Consider the following 18,123-nt stretch of genomic DNA (forward strand, 5'->3'; position numbering starts at 1 on the left):
ACCATCCCCGTCGTGGATGACCGTACGCATGACGTGGAGTGGGCCGGCCTCTTCCATGCCTCGGGCCCCGCCGGCGACACGCCGCGGCATCTGGCTGCTCTCCTCGCCGACGATGCGGAGGCTTTCGTCGACGGGTACTCGCACCTGTGGTCGGAGACGCTTCGTCGCGAAGGCAGGGCCTGGCCTGCGACGGCGCCCGCGCTGCTCGTCGCCGAGCTCCTGGACAATCCGCTGCTGGGGCCGGATGACCCCTCGTTGCCCGATGCCATGCTCGCTTACCTGTACGAGGTCGGCGTCGCCGCCGGCCTCGGAGACCGGGCTGCGGAGATCCGTGCTCGGGTCGAGGACCGCGCACCGGAGCTGCGGGCCTGGACCGCCGCGTACGTGTCGACCGATGCGGATGGCAGGGCCCGGATGTGGCGGGACGGTACGGGACTGGGCGAACTCGTCCTCGATCAGGCGGCGCTCGCCTGCTTCGACCTGGTTCCCGCGCTCCTGCGGCGAACACTGCCGCACCTCGCGTCGGAACGCGCCAGGCGCAGGACATGCGCCGCCGCAGTTGTCGGGTCACTGGCGCGGCATCCCGAAGCCTCCGCACAACGTCCGGCGCTGCTGGAACAATTGGCGTCGATGGTCCGGGCCGCCGATACCTCGCACGACCTGGCGACGTTGGTGATCGCCATAGGCCACCTCGACGGCGACACGCGTCCCTGGCTGGCTGACCCGCATGCGGGCGTTCGGGCCTGCGCGGCCCTGGCGCCCAACCTTGCCGGCGACGACGCGGCGGACCAGGTGCTGATGGAACTGGCGCGGTCGCCGCAAGCCTTCGGCAAGTCCTTTGGCGACATGGCTCCACCCCTGCAGCTCCAGTCCACGTCGTACCAGGACCTGTTCACAGGACGACGCGCGAGCTGATTCCCGGTGTCCGGGACGGGGGTCCGGTAGTCCCACTGGTAACCGGTCCGGGCGTGACGGAGCGCGAGACATGGCCCGGGCAAGCCGGCCCGCCCGCTCGTGTCGGGCGGTGCAACCGTGTCTCGACCGTGGGTCCACTCCGTCGTGAAGAGTCAGCGCGGCACAAGAGCGCCGGGCCCCTGCTCGTCGAAGATTTCGCCCTAGCGGTCGAAGACCGCTGGACCCTGGCGGGCATGCGCCGCAGCAGACTCCTTGCGGGACCGTCCGCCCGGTGGTCGGCGACTGGGTGGAAACGGCCTTCCCAGTGCTGCATATCAGCTGCTGAGGTCGAACACGCCCCACGTGGTGAACGGCTCCGCCTGGACGTAGATCCTGCTTCCCCGGCCGACGACCCGCCGGCGGCCTGGGGCAAGGCCACTGGGCAGGGTGAGCAGGCCGACGTCCGTTGGCTCGACGGAGGTTTCGGTGAGTTCTCCGTGGGCGAGTCGGTCCCGGTCCTCGCCGTAGCCGCCGTAGAAGGCGACCCGCCCACCGTGGACGGCCACTGCATGGGCGCCCCGTACGCGGTTCGCCCACACCCTCACGGGTCGGTCGGTGCGATTGGGGCGGATCTCGACGAGTGGGAAGTCCGTGTATGGGCACGCCCAGGCGACGGTGCCCGACACGTTCAGGGCGTAGCAGTCGAAGAGACCGGGGATGAGGGCGCCGTCTGACGTCCAGGAGGGTCGGCCCGTGGCGCTCCAGCGGCGGATTCCGGCGGGGTTCTCGTCGAAGTGCCCGACCCAGATATGGTCGGCCTCGTCCACGAGCAGGTGCTCGATGGCGTCCCCGACGGAGAAGGACGAGGTCTCGCGGCCGAGCGCGTCGAAGACCTGGACCTGGTTCGCGTCCTCGTACCGGCGGGCGCGGGACGCGGCGACGACGAACCCGCCCTCGGGCCGGCGGTCCAGGTGCGGCCAGCGGGCTCGCACGGCGCTCAGCTCGGTGAGTTCGACGTTGCCGCCGGGATCGACAGAAACGACCAGCGCGTCGAAGGGAAGGACGTCGCCGCCGGGCTGCGGAGCGCGTTCGGCCAGCAGCCAGTGGGCGGCGCCGAAGACGTCGACGGTACTGGTCAGGACATGGCGGTCATGGTGCTCTTGGGGGAGGTGGGCGTACGGAATGAGGGCGGTCTTCTGCACGGGCGGGCTCTCCTGGGTGGGGTGGGCGGTCACGGCCATCGGGTGCTGCGGTGAGCAGCGGTCGGCGGCGCGCGAGCGGTGGAGAGCGGAGCAGGGCGCCTAGACGGCATGGCCCTTTCTGGTCGTCACGAGGTGATCGTCGTCGACATCCGACCTCATGACAAACTCTTTTGGCGTATCGTCCCCATGGATCGAATACCGCGACGTACGAACCTGACCGCTCCCGCCGTACTACCGAGGCCACCTCTCCAGAGGGTGCGTCGAGCTGAGCGTTCGACCTGCCGGGCAGTGCCCACCAGGTGCTCAGCTGTGGGTCAGTGGAACCAGACGACAAGGCGTACGTTCTCGGCTCCGTGGACCTCGCTGAGGATGCGCATGACGCTCCAGACCCGGCCCCAGTCGGTGTCGTTCCCTGCGGCTGAGGCGCGCGTTCGGGTCCCTGAGGCGTCGGTCTCCTGCCAGTCCACGGTGCTGAGCTCGGCCCAGGTCAGCCACGTGGTCCCGTGCACGTCGCGGGGCCCGCCGTAGCCTGCGAACCCACCTCGCAGCCCATCCGAGGCGTCATCCGGAAAGCCGCGCCCTTCCGCCAGGGGACGGAAGCCGAAGGAGTTCCGGACTCCAAAGAGGCAAGCCAGCCCGTCGTAGGCGTTGCCCCTGTTGAGGAGGAAGAGATCGATGGCGACCTCCCACACGGAGTCTTCGTCGTCGGGGCCCCACAGACGGGCCCCGGGCCGGCATTCGATCATTCCGCTGACATCGGTCGACATGGAGCGATCCTGCATGTGCAGGTCAGGGGACGGCATCTCCATTTACCGCGCTCAGGGGTGACACTCCAGCGCTCCCGAGCCTCTGATGGGCGTCAGGCCATCGGGCTGCATGCCCACCCGGTCGATCAGGCCAGGGGCGGGAGGGACAGCCGCATGCGGAGGCCGTGGTCCAGTGGCTCGGCGGTGATGGTGCCGCCGTGGGTCTCGGCGACCTGCTTGACGATGGCGAGCCCGAGTCCGGACCCGGGGAGGGAGCGGGCGGTTGGCGAGCGGTAGAACCGGTCGAACACGAAGGGCAGGTCGTCCGCCGGGATGCCAGGTCCCTGGTCGGTGACCGTGACGGTGCCGTCGCGGGACACCTCAATCAGCACGTCGCCGCCGTCCGGGCTCCACTTGACGGCGTTGTCGACGAGGTTGCCGACGGCGCGTTCCAACGCTTCGGGGTCGGCATGCACCAGGCACTCGGTCAGCTCCGTGCGCAGCGACGCCCGGGGGCTGCGCCGGGCCGTACGGGCCACGACCCGCTCGGTGAGGAGATCGAGGCGGGTGTCCTCGGTGTGGGCGTCCTGCTGCCCGTAACGGGCGAGCTCCACCAGGTCGTTGAGCAGGTCCCGGAGTTCCTGGACCTGCGTGCGGGCCTGTTCGACCAGGGCGGGGGCCTGCGGGTCGGCCAGGCCGGGGCTCTCGCTGAGCAGTTCCAGATTGGTGGTGATGCTCGTGAGAGGAGTGCGCAGTTCGTGCGACGCGTCGGCGACGAGCCGTCGCTGGGCCCTCACCGATTCCTCCACTGCCGCCATCATCGCGGTGAAGGAGCGTGCGAGCCGGGCGATCTCGTCGCGGCCCCGCACGTCGATGCGTGCCGTCAGATCCTGCGTGGCCGTGACGTGCTCGACCGTCTCGGTGAGCCGCCGTACCGGGCGCAGTACCCGGCCGGCCAGCAGCCGGGCGCCGAAGGCGGCCAGTAGGATCCCGCCGGCGGTGATCACGGCGAGCAGGGCGGTGAGCCGGTCCAGGGTGGAGCCGACGACCGACTGACGGATGGCGGCCCGGACCAGCGCGCCGTCCCAGTCGGTGAGCGGCGCGGTGTACACCCGGTAGCTCACCCCCTCGAACTCCGCGTCCTGGAAGTACGCCGGCGCCTTGCCCAGGGCGACCTGGACGTCGTGCTTGGTGACGGGAATGAAGCCGCCACCCGGGCCGGGGGCGACCGGCGGGACCATGAACTGCAACTGCGTGGAGCCGACGGTGACCGGTGAGGTCGGCACCGTCAGACGTGTGCCTTCCCGTTCCATCTGCTGGACCTTGAACTTGAATTCCTTCAGCAACTGCGAGGCGTCCCGGTCGGCGGCGGACACCAGCACGTCGTCACTCTGCCGGTGCAGTCCGGCGCTCAGCGAGGGATAGATGATCAGCGAGGCCAGCACCAGGGCCGCGCAGACCACGGCACCACCGGCCAGCGCGACCCGGTTGCGCAGGGTCACGGCTCCTCCCGCAGCACATAACCCAGTCCCCGCACCGTCTGCAGCAGCCGCGGCTCACCACCGGCCTCCAACTTGCCGCGCAGATAACTGATGTAGACCCACAGCGCATTGGACGAGGGACCGAAGTCGTACCCCCACACCGCCTCGAAGATCAGCGAACGGCTCAGCACTCGTCGCGGGTTACGCAAGAACAGCTCCAGCAGGGCGTACTCGGTACGGGTGAGTTCCAGCGTCCGCCCACCGCGGCGTGCCCGGCAGGCAGCGGCATCCAGCTCCAGATCGGCGAAGCGGATCACCTCCTCCTGCGCGGCGCCGCTGCGCCGCAGCAGGGCCCGGATCCGGGCCCTGAGCTCGTCCAGGGCGAACGGCTTGACCAGATAGTCGTCGGCGCCCGCGTCCAGCCCGGCCACCCGGTCCTCCACCAGGTCCCGCGCGGTCAGCATCAGGATCGGCACGCGATCGCCCCGGGCCCGGATCCGGCGGCACACCTCCAGGCCGTTGGGCTCCGGCATCAGCACATCGAGGATGACGGCATCAGGCCGGCTACCGCCGAGCGCCTCCAAAGCCGCCATTCCGTCGGCCGCCTCGGCGACCTCGTGGCCGTCCCGGGCCAGAGCCCGGGCCAGCGCGAGGCGCACCGCGTCGTCATCGTCCACCACCAGCACACGCATGACCGCATCGTCCTGTCCGGTAGGTCAACAACGGATAAGGACGGCCGGCCCGGACTGCCCCAGACCGGCCGCCCGGCCTAGCCGGCTCAGCCCTTCTTGGACTGCTCACCGGCCGCCAGGTCCTGCTTGGTGCCCGACAGCGCCTCCTCGAACCGGTCGGCGCTGACCCCGAGCTTCTTCGCGATCGCCGCGAACTGCGGGCCGTGCGGGTCGAGGCCGCCCGGCTGGTCGGCCAGCGCGAACAGCTCCCCGACCGCTCGCTCCGCCGCGACGGTGCCGACGCCCAGCCGGTCAGCGACGCCCTTCGCGAAGAGCTTCACATCGGCGTCGTCGGCCGGTCCCCGGTGCTTGATGACGACCTTGCCGTCGCCCGGCTTGCCCTTACCCGCGTGCTTGTCGTTCACGACCTGCTTGCCGAGGGCCCGCTTGGTCTCAGCAAGGGCCCTCTCCAGGCGGTCAGGACTGACCCCGAGCTTCTTCGCGATCGCTGCGAACTGCGCGCCGTCCGGGTCGACGCCGCCGGATCGGTCGGACAGCGCGAACAGTTCCTTGACCGCCTCCTGCGCGGACGCCAGGCTCACCCCCAGCCGAGCGGCGACGCCCTTCGCCAGGGCCTCCGCGGTCCGTGCCCGGTCCTCCGTCGGCTTCCCCGGCTTCCCGCCCTTGTCCGGCTTGCCCTTCGCCGTCGCGGCCACGATTGCCTCGGACTTGGCCGGGCCGGGCGACGGAGCCGCAACCGCGGACGCCGTCATGCAGGCCACCGCGGCGACCGCACCCGCCGCGGTGATCCAACGCGCCTTACTGCTCATACCTGGTCTCCTTCGAACTCCCAGGGCGGTGGTCCGGCGGCTGCCGGCGCCCACGGCCGAGAAGACCATCAGGAACTCAAGGAAACTCTCGGGGGACCTTAGGCCGGCCTTAGAGATCACCTGCTCCCGGTGAGCCGACCCTGCGGCTCGAACGAGATGAGCCCAAGAGTCTGGGGGACGAGCGGCAGGCCCAACGACTGCGGGGGAAATGGGGCTTTGGGTGTGCCGGGCGGGCGGCTTGTGCGCGGTCGAGCGGTGTCGCGGACGGTCAACGTGACGGCTGAAGCCGTAAAGCGGTGGACAGCCTTGCGGCGCTGGGCGAGCATCTCCGCGATGACCAGTGAACCTCACTCCGCCCCCAAACGCGTCCGCTTCGTCGAGCTCAGCGCAAAGGCGCTACGGGCGCTGGCCGAGGGTGACCTCGCAGGCGGCAGCGCCGAGGCCGGGGTCGCCCTCGACGAGTACTTCGTCTCCGACCGGGCCCGCGGGATCTTCGGCTATCGCGCCGGCCAGCTTGCCGCGGACCCGTCTGCCGCGCCCTGGATCGTACGGGCCGCGGTGTCCGAGCCCGACGGGGCCGTCGTCGGCGACGCCGGGTTCCACGGGCCGCCGGACGAGGCCGGGACGGTCGAGGTCGGCTACACCGTCGTGCCCGGGTACCGCCGCCAGGGCTATGCCCGCGCCATGCTGGCAGCGCTGCTCGTCAGGGCCGCCGCCGAACCCGGTGTCAGGACCGTGCGGGCCACCATCAGATCCGACAACCACGCCTCCCTGGCCACCATCGCGGGCTTCGGTTTCACGTGCGTCGGCGAGCGGGGGAACGAGCGCGACGGGCGCGAGCTCGTCTTCGAGGTTCCCGCTGACGCGATCCAGGCCGAGTAGCCGTACGTACGGCCGTGGCGGGCGCTGCAAGCGTCCCGGTCGGGCTGTTCCAGGCCCGCAGGCCCGTCATGGACGCCGGGCCTCCGTCTCCGGCGAACGCAAGCAGAACACCGTCAAGACCACCACGTTCAGCGACGGCCAGCGCCTCTACCGCTGTCCGGCCTTGCGCATGACCTGGTTGGCGGCGGCCTTCTGCAAGAGGCCGTAGGCGAGGACCGGCAGCAGCAGATGCGGCCGGTCAGGCAGCGCCGTGGAGATCAGGACGGCGCTCGCGTTGCTGTTGTTCGCCGGCCGGTCGAGGGGCCGGCGGGCCGTACAAACTGCTCCGTCCCCTGCCCGACAAGAAGTCAGGCAGGGGACGGACGTTGGTAGCGGGGACGGGATGTGAACCACGCGACCTCTGGGGCGTGAGCCCAGCGAACTACCCACTGCTTGTGCGGCAGGCCGCCCAGCGGCGCTGTTCAGGCAGCGCTGGCAGTCGGCCGGACGATGATCTCGCTGACGTCGACCTCCGAGGCTGGCTGATACTTGCCGCGCAGCGAAGCGTCGCGTGCCCTGCACGTCCATCTCTGGCTGGTTCAGTCCTCGTCCGGCACCGCGACCGCCCCGTCCCGGCCGTGCATCCGGTCGAAGACCGGGTTGGCGGCTGACGAGTTCCGCTCCATCATGTCGGCTTCCTGAGTGCGGCCTTCGGCTCGAAGGGTGCGGATCACGTCGTGGGCGACAGCGGCCTCGTTCCACTCGTACGAGCCGGACCTGTAGACCTCCAGCGCGGCGTCGAAGTCGCCATGGGCTTCCGGGTACCGGCCGAGTTCACGGTAGGCCACCCCCCGGAGGTGACGTGCCATGGCACCCGCGTAGGCATCGCCGGCTGCAGCGCAGGCGTCCACGGCGTGAGTGAGCGGCGCCTCGGCGTCCTGGGGACGTCCGGCACGCAGGTGCAGCCAGCCGACGTCCCGTTGGGTGTGCGCCACCCACATCTCGTTGCCGAGCTGCTCGAACAACGCGATCGCCTCGCGGGCGGTGGCGGCGGCCTCATCGGGCTGTCCCATGCCGGCGAGGACGCGGATACGGGCGTTGTTCACCCGGCCCACCCACAGCCGCTCGCCCATCGGGCCGAAGATGCCCTCCGCCCTGCTGTAGCAGTCGCTCGCCTTCTGGCGCTCTCCGAGGAGCCGGTAGATCTTGCCGAGGGCGTACTCGGTGGCTCCCTCCCAGCGGCGGTCACCGAGGAGCCTGAAGTCGTCCCTGGCGGAATCGAGCAGCGGGGCGGCCTCCGCCGGGCGGCGCAGATAGCCCAGTGTCTCGGCCAAGGTACGCCGCAGACGTGCCTGAGCCCTTAGGTCGCCCGCCTCTTCCGCGATGCGCAAAGCCTCCCGCTGGCTCTGCTCGGCAAGCTCCGGTTTGCCACGCCAGCGCTGGAGCTCGCCCAGCAACTCGAGGGAACCGAGCGTGTGCCAGGAGTCGCCGGCCGTGCGGAGCCGGTCCACCGCGATCGTCATGCCGTCGAGGGCGATGCGGTAGTCGTCCTTCATGGAGTGAGCCCGGGCAACGAGTATCGCGTCCCGTGCCTCTGAGACCCCGTCCGCTGAGCTCTCCGCTGCATCGTCGCCGTTCGGGCCCAGGAGCGAAAGCACCCTGTCCGGGTTGCCCTCGGCCAGGGCGGCCCTTGCGCGTGCCCTGCGGAGACCGGCCAGCACCCGCGACCGGGTTTCTCCAGGAGCATTGAAGAGCCAGTCGGCGGAGTTCGGGGCCAAAGTGATGTCGTCGAGGAAGTAGGACAGCCCCTCCCCGATCTCCGCCGCCACCGTGTTCAGCCCGAGGTTCCGCGCACGCTCGATCGCCCAGAACAGACGGTCCTGCTCTCCGGCGACCCACTCGGCGGCCGTCGTCGGAGAGTCACGGAGGTCCGTCACGCGATCGGGGTCGATCTCGGAACGCAATTCCGGGGCGCGCTGAGCCGCCCAGTGGACGACGGCGTCCCGGTAGGCCCGGACCAGGCGTTCCTCCGAAGCGTTCCGTTCCTCCGGCGGCAGTTCCTCGTACTGGCGTGCAGCGAAGACACGGATCAGGTCGTGGATGCGGTAGCTGCATTCGGAGCCGCCGCCTTCCCCGTCCCGTGTCTCCATCATCGCGACCTCGACCAGTTCGTCGCCCGCCGTGACGCCGGCCCCGCGGGTCGCCTCGATCCGGGCGAAGTGCCAGTCCGTCAAGCGGCCTGCAGGCAGGGAGGCGAGCATGGCGAATGAGGCACGAGTGGTCGGCGTGAGGCCCTGGAAGCTGAAGATGAGGCAAGCGGTCAGGCTGCGGTTCTCGAACTTCAGGTGGTCCAGGCGGCTCCTCTCGTCCTCCAGGAGCATGCGCATGCGGGCGAGACTGGAGCCGGAACGCTGCTTCAGCTTGCAGCCGACCAGCCGCAGGGCCAGAGGGAGGTTGCCGCAGAAGCGGACGATGTCCATCGCCGCCGCCAGTTCGGCGGCGATGCGTTCCTGCCCCGCGTAGTGGGAGAGCACGGCAAGTGCGTTCTGGTCGTCCGGCAGATGTACCGCGACGGGCTCCCGCTGGGTGGCGCTGTTGAGGGAGAGCACCCGCCTGGAGGTGATCAGGACCGAGCACCCGGCGCCCGTGGGCAGCAGAGGCTCGATCTGATCCGTACCGTGCGCGTTGTCCAGGAGGACGAGCAGCCTCTGGTCGGCGGTGAGCGTCCGGAACATCGCCGCTCGCTCGTCAGCGGAGTCCGGCATGTCCTCCCGCGCCACGTGCAGGCTGCGGAGCATGTGGGCGAGGGCGTCCGCGGTGCTCCTCGGAGTCGCCCTGTCACCGTGGAGGTCGAGGTAGATCTGGCCGTCCGGGTAGGCGTCCTTCACCTCGTGCGCGGCATTGAGCGCCAGGGTCGTCTTGCCCACGCCGGGCTGACCATGGACGACGATGAGCTTCGACTGGCTCTGGAGGCCGCTTGAGGGGAGCGTGCGGTTGCCGGGCGCGGGCACGTCTCGCAGGTGGGCGAGTAATCCGTCCAGGGCAGTGGTGTCGCCCGCCAGCGTTTCCCTGGTGGGAAGTTCGCGGGGAGGCAGCGCCTGGGGCGCCGACTCCTGGGCAGGCACCGGTTCCTCGGCATGCTGGGCTCTGAGTGTCCCGTACGCGCCCAGGCCGGCCGCGACCACGGCCGCGCCGCCGCAGACAGCCCACGCGGTATGGCCTTTGAACACGTCGAAGATGATGTCGCCGGTGAGGCCCAGTCCGGCGACCACACCGGTCGCGGCGGCCACCAGCAACGTGTTGCGGCGTGCAGCGACTTGTCCCGACACGCGGCCTCCCCCGAGTTTCGCCGGTGCCCGATCGTACCGGCTCTCGTGGCAGGTGAGGGTAGCCAGTTCGGGGCCGGTCACACGGGCCAATGTCACACCCAACGGCGAGCGTCGGCTGACAGGGGTTCCGGCGAACATGACGAGTCACGCACAGATTTGAACGCCCCACGTACCCGGGGTGCCAGACAATCGACTTCGGGACCTTGGGCGTTGACCTGCGGTGAGCGGGTCATCGTCCCGGTGGGTTGTGCGGCCAGGTGCTGAGGGGACGGAGGCACGTGTGCCGCCTTTCGGTCACCGATCAGCGAGAACCGGCCGATGCCCGTGTCGATGCAGTCACACCCTTCCGGTACGAACACGCGTTCCCGTAACCTCCCTTTCTGCATGATCAAGGGGGTCAGGCCTCCCGTCACCCGAGGGCAACACCCCCGTCATGGCACCGGCTGGGGCGGCTTCTGCGCGCATACCCGGCCGGTGACCAGAGGCCGAAGGCGGCTTCCGTGACCGAGGGGACCATATTGGACTTCGACGCTGCAGTGTTGCGCCCTGCCGGCCGTTGCATCGGCCAGGCGCTGGCGGTCATGGCCGCGACCGCTCTCGCGGCCGGATGCGGCCCGTCGGAGGAGAAGCCGTCCGCGGCTCGCACGACGTCACCGGCCCCGCTCGTCGTGGTGACGGCTCACCCGAGCCCGTCGCGGTCCGAAGCCGAGCCGCGGGGCGGCCGAACAGGCGACGCGGGGACCGCCGCCTTCAAGGACGGTGTCATGGTGCGTAAGCCCGTGCTGAAGGAGACAGGCGACGCCTTCCGGGTCGACGTGAGGGTCGTCAACACACACTCCGCACCGGCCAGGATCCGTGCCGTCGTCCGGCTGACCGGACCGTGGGGATACAACGCGGTGCTCGATGTGCAGACCGACGTTCTGCAGTACGGCGAGTCCCAGGACGGCGTCTACACCGCGCACGACCCGAGTGAGGGTGCGGTGATCCCCGACCGGCCGACGGTCGTCGTGGTCGAGGTCACCCGAACCCGGGTGTAGCGCGGGCCCGCGCGGATTCACCGAGAAGTGGGTCTGCCGACGCCGATCGCGCCGCTCCGTGGTGTCCGGCCCGCCCTGAACGTCCGGGGTAGCGGCTGCCGTCCCGGCTCATCCGGCCTTCCCCCTCCTGGAGGCCGGCGGTGGCAGGCTGGTGGGCATCTGCGTCCCTGCCAAGCCAGTGCGTCGGGGAGAGGGGCGCCGATGGGCAGCGCCGTGCGGTAATCCCCTTGAACGGGCGCCAGTAGACGTGCAGGCTTGCGCGGTGATTCCCGTGCTGGCCCCTGGCTTTCTGAGCTGGGACGAGGTGGACCCCACCCGTCATCCCTTCGACAGCGCGTCGGCAGCGCAGGTGGTGCGTTCGCTCGGGCCGGCCGGGCGTGTGCCCCGCCGCCCTGACGTTGCTTCGACCAACCCGGCAATGAGTGCCTGGAGCCGCGGCGAGGGCAAACTCTGGGCCGACGCCATGTCGCATGTCCTCGTGGAGCGCTAAGGCCGCTCGGCCGTGGGCTGGCGCTGGGCGCACGACGAGGGCGACTTCGACGGCGGGCCGGTCGGGAACTGGTGCTGCCCCCGTCACTCGATCACCACTCCGGACGAGACGCTCGCCCGTGTTGTCGCGGCGCTGTGCGAGTGGCGCGGATGGCTGGAGAGCCTCGCAGGGTGGTTCGAGGCGTACCCGTTGGACCTGGCCGCCGTCGAGGACCAGCGGATCCTGTGGGAGCGCGCCGCGCGCAACCTGATCCTCCAGGTGACCGACCGCACCGGGTGCGGCAGCGGTTGGCACGGGCACTGTGAGCAAGTGCTCATCTGGTTCCTCAGCCGCTGGGGAGTCGCACCCGATGTCGCGCAGGAGCTGGTCGACCAGGCCATCGGCGGTCGGTTCAAGAGCTGGACCGGCCCTGACATGGTGCTCGTCGAGGACATCGCGGAACGGATTGCGCTGTCCCTGCGGCCGAACGACGGCGTGGGCCCCGCCGGGCCCGCGCCGGACCACCTGCAGCGCTGGCTCGAGGTGCGCGAGACGGTGGCGTGGCAGAAGGCCCCGGACGGCGTCACCGACGGCCCGGTCGTTCCCACCCGCGACGGCGCGGCGGAGGACATCCGCGCCTTCGACGGCGCTGTGGACGCAGCGAGGGCGGATGGCCTGCTCGCCGCACTGGAACAATTGCGGGACGACGCGGCGCGCGGCGCCCCACTCAACTTCGAAGTGCTGCAGGGTTGGCAGCAGCACGTCCTGGACACACCGCAGCCGCCACCGTTCCGAAGCCTGCCCGCCTTCGCCAAGGGCGGCCGGGAACGCTACGGCATCGGCCCGGACACCCGCGACGAGGTACCGACGAAACGGGCCTCCAGGAGTGACGAAAGTCGCTGCTGGGGCCCGTTTCTCGCGTTGCTCAAGGGATCTGTCGATCGGTCCGGCCGCTCGTTGCGTCCCCCACACGTCGAAAGCCCCCTCGCTGGCCGCCAGTGGCCGGCGAGGGGGTTTCGTTGCGTGGCGCTGTCCTGTATGTGATGCGTGTCACTCAGATGGCGGACTCCAGGAACCCGATCAGGCAGGCTGCTGGGTCACGCCGACACGCCCTGCGCGAGGCGGGCGATGTGGTCCCACGCCCGGAACTCCGAGATCCTGCGGTCGTACTCCTCCTGCAGCGGCTCGATGCCGCCCGTGCCGAAGAGCACGCGCAGCGGCGGGTTGGGGGCATCGACTATCGCGAGCAGCGCGTCCGCCGTCGTCGCTGCGTCACCGGTGACGAACGGCGCGTCCTTCATCCCGGCCATGAGCGCTTCGCGGACGGGCTCGTACTCCGGCATCGGGTCGACTGCTGGAGCGGTGGCGCCGAGGCCGGTAGCGAAGGTGAGGGGCTCGACGAGGGTGACCAGGATCCCCTGGTGGGCGACCTCGGCAGCCAGGGCCTGACTCATGCTCTCCAGCGCCCACTTGGAGGAGTGGTAGAGGCCCATCGTCGGGTACGCGACGAGGCCGCCGTAGGACGAGACTTGGATGATCCTGCCGTGTCCGCGGGCCCGCATGCCCGGGAGCACGGCCCGAGTGGTCCACAGGGCGCCGAAGAAGTTCACGTCGAACTGTGCCCGTGCCTGCTCCTCGGAGACCTCTTCGACGGCTCCCCGCAGCGCGTGGCCGGCGTTGTTCACCAGGATGTCGATGCCGCCGAAGCGGTGTTCGGTCTCTCCCACGGCCTGCCGGACGGCAGCGGAGTCCGCCACGTCGAACGCCAGCGGCAGCACCTGATCACCGAACTCGCGGACCAGCGGCTCCAGTGACGAGGAGTTCCGGGCGGTGGCCGCAACGCGGTCGCCGCGGGAAAGGGCGGCCCTGGCCCAGTGGAAGCCCAGGCCTCGGGAGGCTCCGGTGACGAGCCAGACAGGGGGTGATGAGGTAGCCATCGAGTCGTTCCTTTGCGCAGTACGGGGACAACGCCGGGCAGGCGGCGCGGTCGACGGAAGAACAATCGGAGATGCGTCTCCGTTTCACTGTACTCCGAATCGGAGATGCATCTCCACATAGATGCCCGGGTGGATGACCCAGAGCCCGCGCGCCGCCAGCCAGGGCCGGACGAACCCAGGCCCGCCCCTTCCGGCTTTCTCCGGCTTTACCGAGGGCATGCCGCGATGGACCGTCCGCCTTAGACCGTGTCCTATGTGGTGAGGCGGTCGTTGGTTTGTTCATGGGGCGGGGTACGTGGAGTTGGATTGTTCCGGACGGTCTGTGGGAGCTTGCGGAGCCGCTGATCCCGCCGTCGAGGGTGCGGCCGCAGGGCGGGGGCACGCAGGACACGCCTGATGAGACGCTGTTTGCCGCGATCATCTACGTGCTGGTCAGCGGGTGCGCGTGGCGTGCTCTGCCGCCGCGCTTTGGGATATCGAAGTCGACGGCTCACCGCCGGTTCCTGATCTGATCCCGAGCCGGCGTGTGGGGCCGGCTGCACGAGGCGGTCCTGCACCGGCTCGACGACGCGGGCCTGGTCGACGTGCGTGTCGTCCTGGACTCCGCGCACGTCCGGGCGAAAAAGGGGGCGAACTTACAGGCCCAAGCCCCGTGGACCGAGGTAAGCCGGACTCCAAAATGCACGTCCTGTCGGACGCGAACGGACTGCCCCTCGTCGTCGGCGTCTCCGCGGCCAGCACCCACGACAGCGAAGCACTGAAGCCGATGATCAACGGTCACCAAACGAGACACGACCCCGAACGCGGCCGTCACTTCAAGCCCCAGCGCCTGCACGCCGACAAAGCCTACGACGTCCCCCACCTGCGGAAATGGTTACGTGGACAACGGATCGGCGTGCGGATCGCCCGCAAAGGAATCGAGTCCAGCGAACGACTCGGCCGCCGACGATGGGTCATCGCACGCACCATGTCCTGGCTCACCGGCTACCGCCGACTCAACCACCGATACGAACGCGATCCCCGCAACTACCTGGCCTTTCTCGGCCTCGCCGCTGCCCTGTGCTGCTACAAACGGCTCGTCCGCCTCACCACATAGGACACGGTCTTAGCCGCCGTGACGTCGTCGGCGTGGTGGGCAGGGGCGGCGGCCGGGTCGTGGATCGTCGTGCGGATGTCCCCCTGTGGAGTCAGGGCGGCGGCGTACGAGGAGCCAGTGTCGTCCTGGGCTATGACCAAAATCGTCGGCCATGCCTCGGCGTCCTTGCCATCGCTACTTCGGTGGGCGGGTGTCGCCCAGCCGGCCGGGTCGGCGATTCGCGCCGGTTCAGCCCTCGGCGGCCTCGAGTTTCCGCCAGATGCGGATGAGGGCAGCGATGTCCTGCTCGCCGAGCGGCGCCACGAAGTGCTGCTGTACGGCCGCTTCGAAGGTCTCGGCCACCGTATCGGCATACCTGCGGCCCTCGTCGGTGAAGCCGATCAGGGAGATCCGGCCGTCGTCCTGGTCGGCGCTGCGGCGCAGGTGGCCTCTGTCGATCAGTTCCTGCACCAGCCGGGACGCACGGGTGGGGCTCACGCTGACGAGTTCGCCGGCCAGCGCCCGCACGGGCTGTGGTTCCAGATCCTGCAGACGGCACAGGATCTCGAAGGCGCTGAACGAGATCTTGTGCCGCTCCATCAGCACGGTCTCGATCCGCGCGGTCAGCGCCGCGTGCGTGTAGAGGAGAGCGAACCAGGCGTCCTCCTGTGACTGGGAGATGATCGCGTGCCTGGTGGAGGGCGGTCTCATGACGACCATGCTAACAAACATGCGTGTGCACTTGTGTGCGAGCGCACACATCTCTATGGTGCAGACATGAACCGATCCGAAGAACCGGCGGGAACTCCGGCAGCAACCGCCGATCCGCACTACGCACACCGCTGGCTGATCCTGCTGGTAGTCCTGATCTCCCAGGTGATGATCCTGATCGACGCCACCGTCATCAACGTCGCGCTCCCCTCGGCCCAGGCGGGGCTGCACTTCTCCGACGCGGCCCGGCAGTGGGTGGTGACGGCCTACGTCCTCGCCTTCGGCAGCCTGCTCCCGCTCGGAGGACGGCTGGCCGACCTGGTAGGACGCAAACGGGTCTTCATCGTGGGCCTCGTGGGCTTCGGCGTGTTTTCCGCACTCGCCGGCGCCGCCCCTGACACGGCCGTACTACTGATCGCGCGCACTCTGCAGGGAGTGTTCGCCGCCGCACTGGCGCCCACCGCGGTCTCCCTGATCACCGTCACCTTCACCGACCACGCCGAACGCAACAAGGCGTTTGCTGTGTTCGGCGCCGTCGGCGGCGGCTCCGGTGCCCTCGGCCTGCTGCTGGGAGGGCTGCTCACCAGCTACCTGGACTGGCGGTGGACGATGTTCGTCAACATCGCCTTCGCCGCTGTCGCCCTTGTCGGCGCGCTCACCTTGATGACGAACTCCGCCGACCCGGACCGGCCGCGCCTGGATCTTCCCGGTGTGCTGCTGGCGTCGGGCGGTCTGTTCCTGCTCGTGTTCGGCAGCGCCCAGGCCGAGAAGGACGGCTGGGGCTCCGCACTCACGATCGGCTCCCTCGTCGGCGGCGCCGTTCTCCTCGCCGGGTTCGTCACCGTCGAACGCCGCGCGGTCAATCCGCTCGTCCCCCTGCGGGTGGTGCTCGACCGGAACCGCGGCGCGGCCTATCTGAGCCTGCTGCTGGGCAGCGCCGCGCTGTTCGCGCTGTTCCTCTTCCTGACCTACTACTTCCAGGGAATCCTCGGCTACACCCCCATCAGAACCGGCCTCGCCTTCCTTCCCCTGCCCGTCGGGATCGCGGTCGGCGCCACCATCGCCCAAAGTGCCCTGCTCCCGCGCCTCACCGCCCGGACCATCGTTGCCGCAGGACTGGTCCTGTCGGCGTTCGGGGCCGCACTGCTCACAAGGGTGGACGTCCAGGCCGCATACGCGTCCCGCGTTCTCCCCGGACTCGTGCTGGTCGGCGTCGGTATCGGCGTCTACTTCGTCATCGCCGTGACCATCGGCAGCGTCCCGGACGACCCGCGCGACGCAGGGACCGCCGGCAGCATGAACAATGTCGGCCAGCAGATCGGCACGGCGCTCGGAGTAGCTGTCATCAGCACGTTTGTCGCGTCGGCGAACAGCAGCTACCTGCACTCCCACGGTCCGGCCGGCCCGCCGCTGCTCGCCCGCGCTGCCGTCCACGGGTACGCGACGGGCTTCTGGTGGGGCGCCGCTACCTTCGCGTTCACCGCCGTACTCTGCACCGCGCTGATCAGGCCGAAGACATCTCTGACCGTAGCCGCCGAGCCGTCCGGGCCCCAGCCCGCGGCACCGGCCTTCCAGTGAGCGGCCCCCTGCACGGCCTGCACACCCCCCGTCGGCAGTGCGCTCCCACGGGTCAGTCCCCTTCGCCCTTGACCAGGGCGAGGAACTCTCCGCGACCCAGGGGCGGGACGGGCAGGGGAGTGGGAGCGTCGGAACGCAGGCCGTCGAGCAGGAGGGGGACGAACCGGCGCCAGAGGTCGGGGGACGCCCTGCCGTAGGTATCGATGAGCGTTGTCAGCAGGGACATCAGCACGCCGATGTCCGTCGACGTGATCTCGGCACGGATCGTGCCCTGGGCCTGTCCGCGCTCCAGCAACTGCTCGATGCACGCCTCGACCCGGGTACGGACATCCGGCAGCAGCGGGCCCTCGGGGGCGCTGCGCAGGAAGTCCAGGAGCGCGCGCTTGGCGGCCTGCGGCCGCAAGACCGCCTCGAAGAACGCCGCCAGCCCGGCCAGGCCGTCCCTATGCGCCGCCGCCCGCTCGGCCTCCGCCAACATGGCATCGAATGACTCTGCAAGAACGGCGTCAGCCAGTTCGTACTTGTTGGCGAAGTGCCGGTAGGCGGTGCCCACACCGACCCCGGCCCGCAGCGCGACATTGTCAAGGGTCGGGCTGAGGCCATCCGCGTCGAACAACTCCCGCCCGGCGGCAATCAGTGCCTCCCGGTTGCGCGCGGCGTCCTTGCGCCGGGGCCGCACCGACTGTCCGGGCTCTTCCGGCTCGCCCACGTCCGACCTCCCTCGACTGACCCCAGCCTAACTGAGCGGAGCAGCACCTCCGCTTCCGCACCCGGCCGCCGTGGGAGCGGATGGCTCCGTTGTTGCCGGGTACTGCTTGGCCGGGCGGGGAGCCGGCGACACGGGCCGGGGACCAGGCGGGCGGGGCGGTGAGGTGCAGCCACCTTGCCGACATGACTACCTACGTAGTGGCCGCAGGCCAGGGAACTGCTGCGGACCGCCGCGCGGGCCGCGGCGAGCGCCCGGCCCGCCGCGGGCCACGGTCCGTTCACCGTGGGCTACACCACGAATCTCATCGTCACCCCGGCCGTGCGCGAGCTGCGCCACCGGGATCCGGAGGCCGTGTCCGCGCCGTGCACCTGAGCTGGAGCGAGCCGCGGGACGCGCTGCTCGACCACCGGGTGGACGTGGTCGCGGCGCGGCTCGTGTTCGCCCCGGACGGGCTGGAGATCACCCCGCTCTTAAGAGGCAGTCCACCGATGCGCAGATGGCCCGTCGTCGCCAGGCCGGTACGGGCGAGAGGTACACGGAAGCTCTGCGGTACGCGCGGTCAGAGGAGCCCGAGTCCGATGATTTCGGCTGCT

15 protein-coding genes and 1 pseudogene are annotated in these 18,123 nt (G+C 70.0%); 7 read left to right on the plus strand and 9 right to left on the minus strand.

The features are described 5' to 3' along the window. Positions 1-12 precede the first annotated feature (12 nt). Positions 13-915, plus strand: coding sequence for a hypothetical protein (locus tag ACFYYN_RS18295; RefSeq protein WP_500546615.1), 903 nt, complete (start codon positions 13-15; stop codon positions 913-915). A 314-nt stretch (positions 916-1,229) separates the two neighbouring features. Here the strand turns inward: ACFYYN_RS18295 and ACFYYN_RS18300 are convergent, their stop codons facing one another. The 5 genes from ACFYYN_RS18300 to ACFYYN_RS18320 all read right to left on the minus strand — a co-directional run bounded on the left by ACFYYN_RS18300 (position 1,230) and on the right by ACFYYN_RS18320 (position 5,824). Next, complete coding sequence (locus tag ACFYYN_RS18300; RefSeq protein WP_500546616.1) at positions 1,230-2,129, minus strand: hypothetical protein; 900 nt, start codon at positions 2,127-2,129, stop codon at positions 1,230-1,232. 281 nt (positions 2,130-2,410) lie between these two features. Next, a complete protein-coding gene (locus tag ACFYYN_RS18305; protein ID WP_500546617.1) occupies positions 2,411-2,863 on the minus strand; it encodes a hypothetical protein in 453 nt (150 codons plus the stop codon). Positions 2,864-2,988: 125 nt separating this feature from the next. After that, positions 2,989-4,344, minus strand: coding sequence for a sensor histidine kinase (locus ACFYYN_RS18310; protein ID WP_500546618.1), 1,356 nt, complete (start codon positions 4,342-4,344; stop codon positions 2,989-2,991). Continuing rightward, complete coding sequence (locus tag ACFYYN_RS18315; RefSeq protein WP_500546619.1) at positions 4,341-5,015, minus strand: response regulator transcription factor; 675 nt, start codon at positions 5,013-5,015, stop codon at positions 4,341-4,343. The genes ACFYYN_RS18310 and ACFYYN_RS18315 overlap by 4 nt, the downstream gene beginning before the upstream one ends. Positions 5,016-5,101: 86 nt before the next feature. After that, on the minus strand, positions 5,102-5,824 hold the full coding sequence (locus ACFYYN_RS18320) for a hypothetical protein (protein ID WP_500546620.1): 723 nt from the start codon (positions 5,822-5,824) through the stop codon (positions 5,102-5,104). 333 nt (positions 5,825-6,157) lie between these two features. Between ACFYYN_RS18320 and ACFYYN_RS18325 the strand changes: the two genes are divergently transcribed. Beyond that, complete coding sequence (locus tag ACFYYN_RS18325) at positions 6,158-6,706, plus strand: GNAT family N-acetyltransferase (protein ID WP_500546621.1); 549 nt, start codon at positions 6,158-6,160, stop codon at positions 6,704-6,706. A gap of 578 nt (positions 6,707-7,284) precedes the next feature. Here the strand turns inward: ACFYYN_RS18325 and ACFYYN_RS18330 are convergent. Then, entirely contained in the window at positions 7,285-10,014 is a 2,730-nt protein-coding gene (locus ACFYYN_RS18330; RefSeq protein ID WP_500546622.1) for a tetratricopeptide repeat protein, read from the minus strand. Positions 10,015-10,778: 764 nt separating this feature from the next. On the opposite strand from ACFYYN_RS18330, the gene ACFYYN_RS18335 reads away from it, so the two are divergent. From ACFYYN_RS18335 to ACFYYN_RS18345, 3 genes are all read left to right on the plus strand, one after another. Further along, positions 10,779-11,051 carry a hypothetical protein gene (locus ACFYYN_RS18335; RefSeq protein ID WP_500546623.1) on the plus strand — a complete coding sequence of 91 codons (273 nt, stop codon included), beginning with the start codon at positions 10,779-10,781 and terminating at the stop codon, positions 11,049-11,051. Positions 11,052-11,313: 262 nt separating this feature from the next. Beyond that, positions 11,314-11,541, plus strand: coding sequence for a hypothetical protein (locus tag ACFYYN_RS18340; RefSeq protein WP_500546624.1), 228 nt, complete (start codon positions 11,314-11,316; stop codon positions 11,539-11,541). 12 nt (positions 11,542-11,553) lie between these two features. Continuing rightward, positions 11,554-12,564: a hypothetical protein gene (locus ACFYYN_RS18345; protein ID WP_500546625.1), complete on the plus strand. Its 1,011-nt coding sequence runs from the start codon at positions 11,554-11,556 to the stop codon at positions 12,562-12,564. A gap of 53 nt (positions 12,565-12,617) precedes the next feature. On the opposite strand, the gene ACFYYN_RS18350 is transcribed toward ACFYYN_RS18345, so the two are convergent. Then, entirely contained in the window at positions 12,618-13,457 is an 840-nt protein-coding gene (locus tag ACFYYN_RS18350) for an SDR family NAD(P)-dependent oxidoreductase (RefSeq protein ID WP_500546626.1), read from the minus strand. A gap of 281 nt (positions 13,458-13,738) precedes the next feature. Between ACFYYN_RS18350 and ACFYYN_RS18355 the strand changes: the two are divergent. Then, positions 13,739-14,553: pseudogene (locus tag ACFYYN_RS18355) on the plus strand (IS5 family transposase). A gap of 228 nt (positions 14,554-14,781) precedes the next feature. Here ACFYYN_RS18355 and ACFYYN_RS18360 read toward each other — a convergent pair. Further along, the gene (locus tag ACFYYN_RS18360; RefSeq protein ID WP_500546627.1) at positions 14,782-15,243 is read right to left on the minus strand and encodes a MarR family winged helix-turn-helix transcriptional regulator; all 462 of its coding nucleotides are present in this window, start codon (positions 15,241-15,243) and stop codon (positions 14,782-14,784) included. A 66-nt stretch (positions 15,244-15,309) separates the two neighbouring features. Between ACFYYN_RS18360 and ACFYYN_RS18365 the strand changes: the two genes are divergently transcribed. Then, positions 15,310-16,821 (plus strand): MFS transporter, encoded by a 1,512-nt coding sequence (locus ACFYYN_RS18365; RefSeq protein WP_500546628.1) that lies wholly within the window; start codon positions 15,310-15,312, stop codon positions 16,819-16,821. A gap of 52 nt (positions 16,822-16,873) precedes the next feature. Here ACFYYN_RS18365 and ACFYYN_RS18370 read toward each other — a convergent pair whose 3' ends face one another. Next, entirely contained in the window at positions 16,874-17,530 is a 657-nt protein-coding gene (locus ACFYYN_RS18370) for a TetR/AcrR family transcriptional regulator (protein WP_500546629.1), read from the minus strand. Positions 17,531-18,123 lie beyond the last annotated feature (593 nt).

Source organism: Streptomyces sp. NPDC001902, assembly GCF_042891295.1.
In the GTDB taxonomy this organism is placed as follows: domain Bacteria; phylum Actinomycetota; class Actinomycetes; order Streptomycetales; family Streptomycetaceae; genus Actinacidiphila.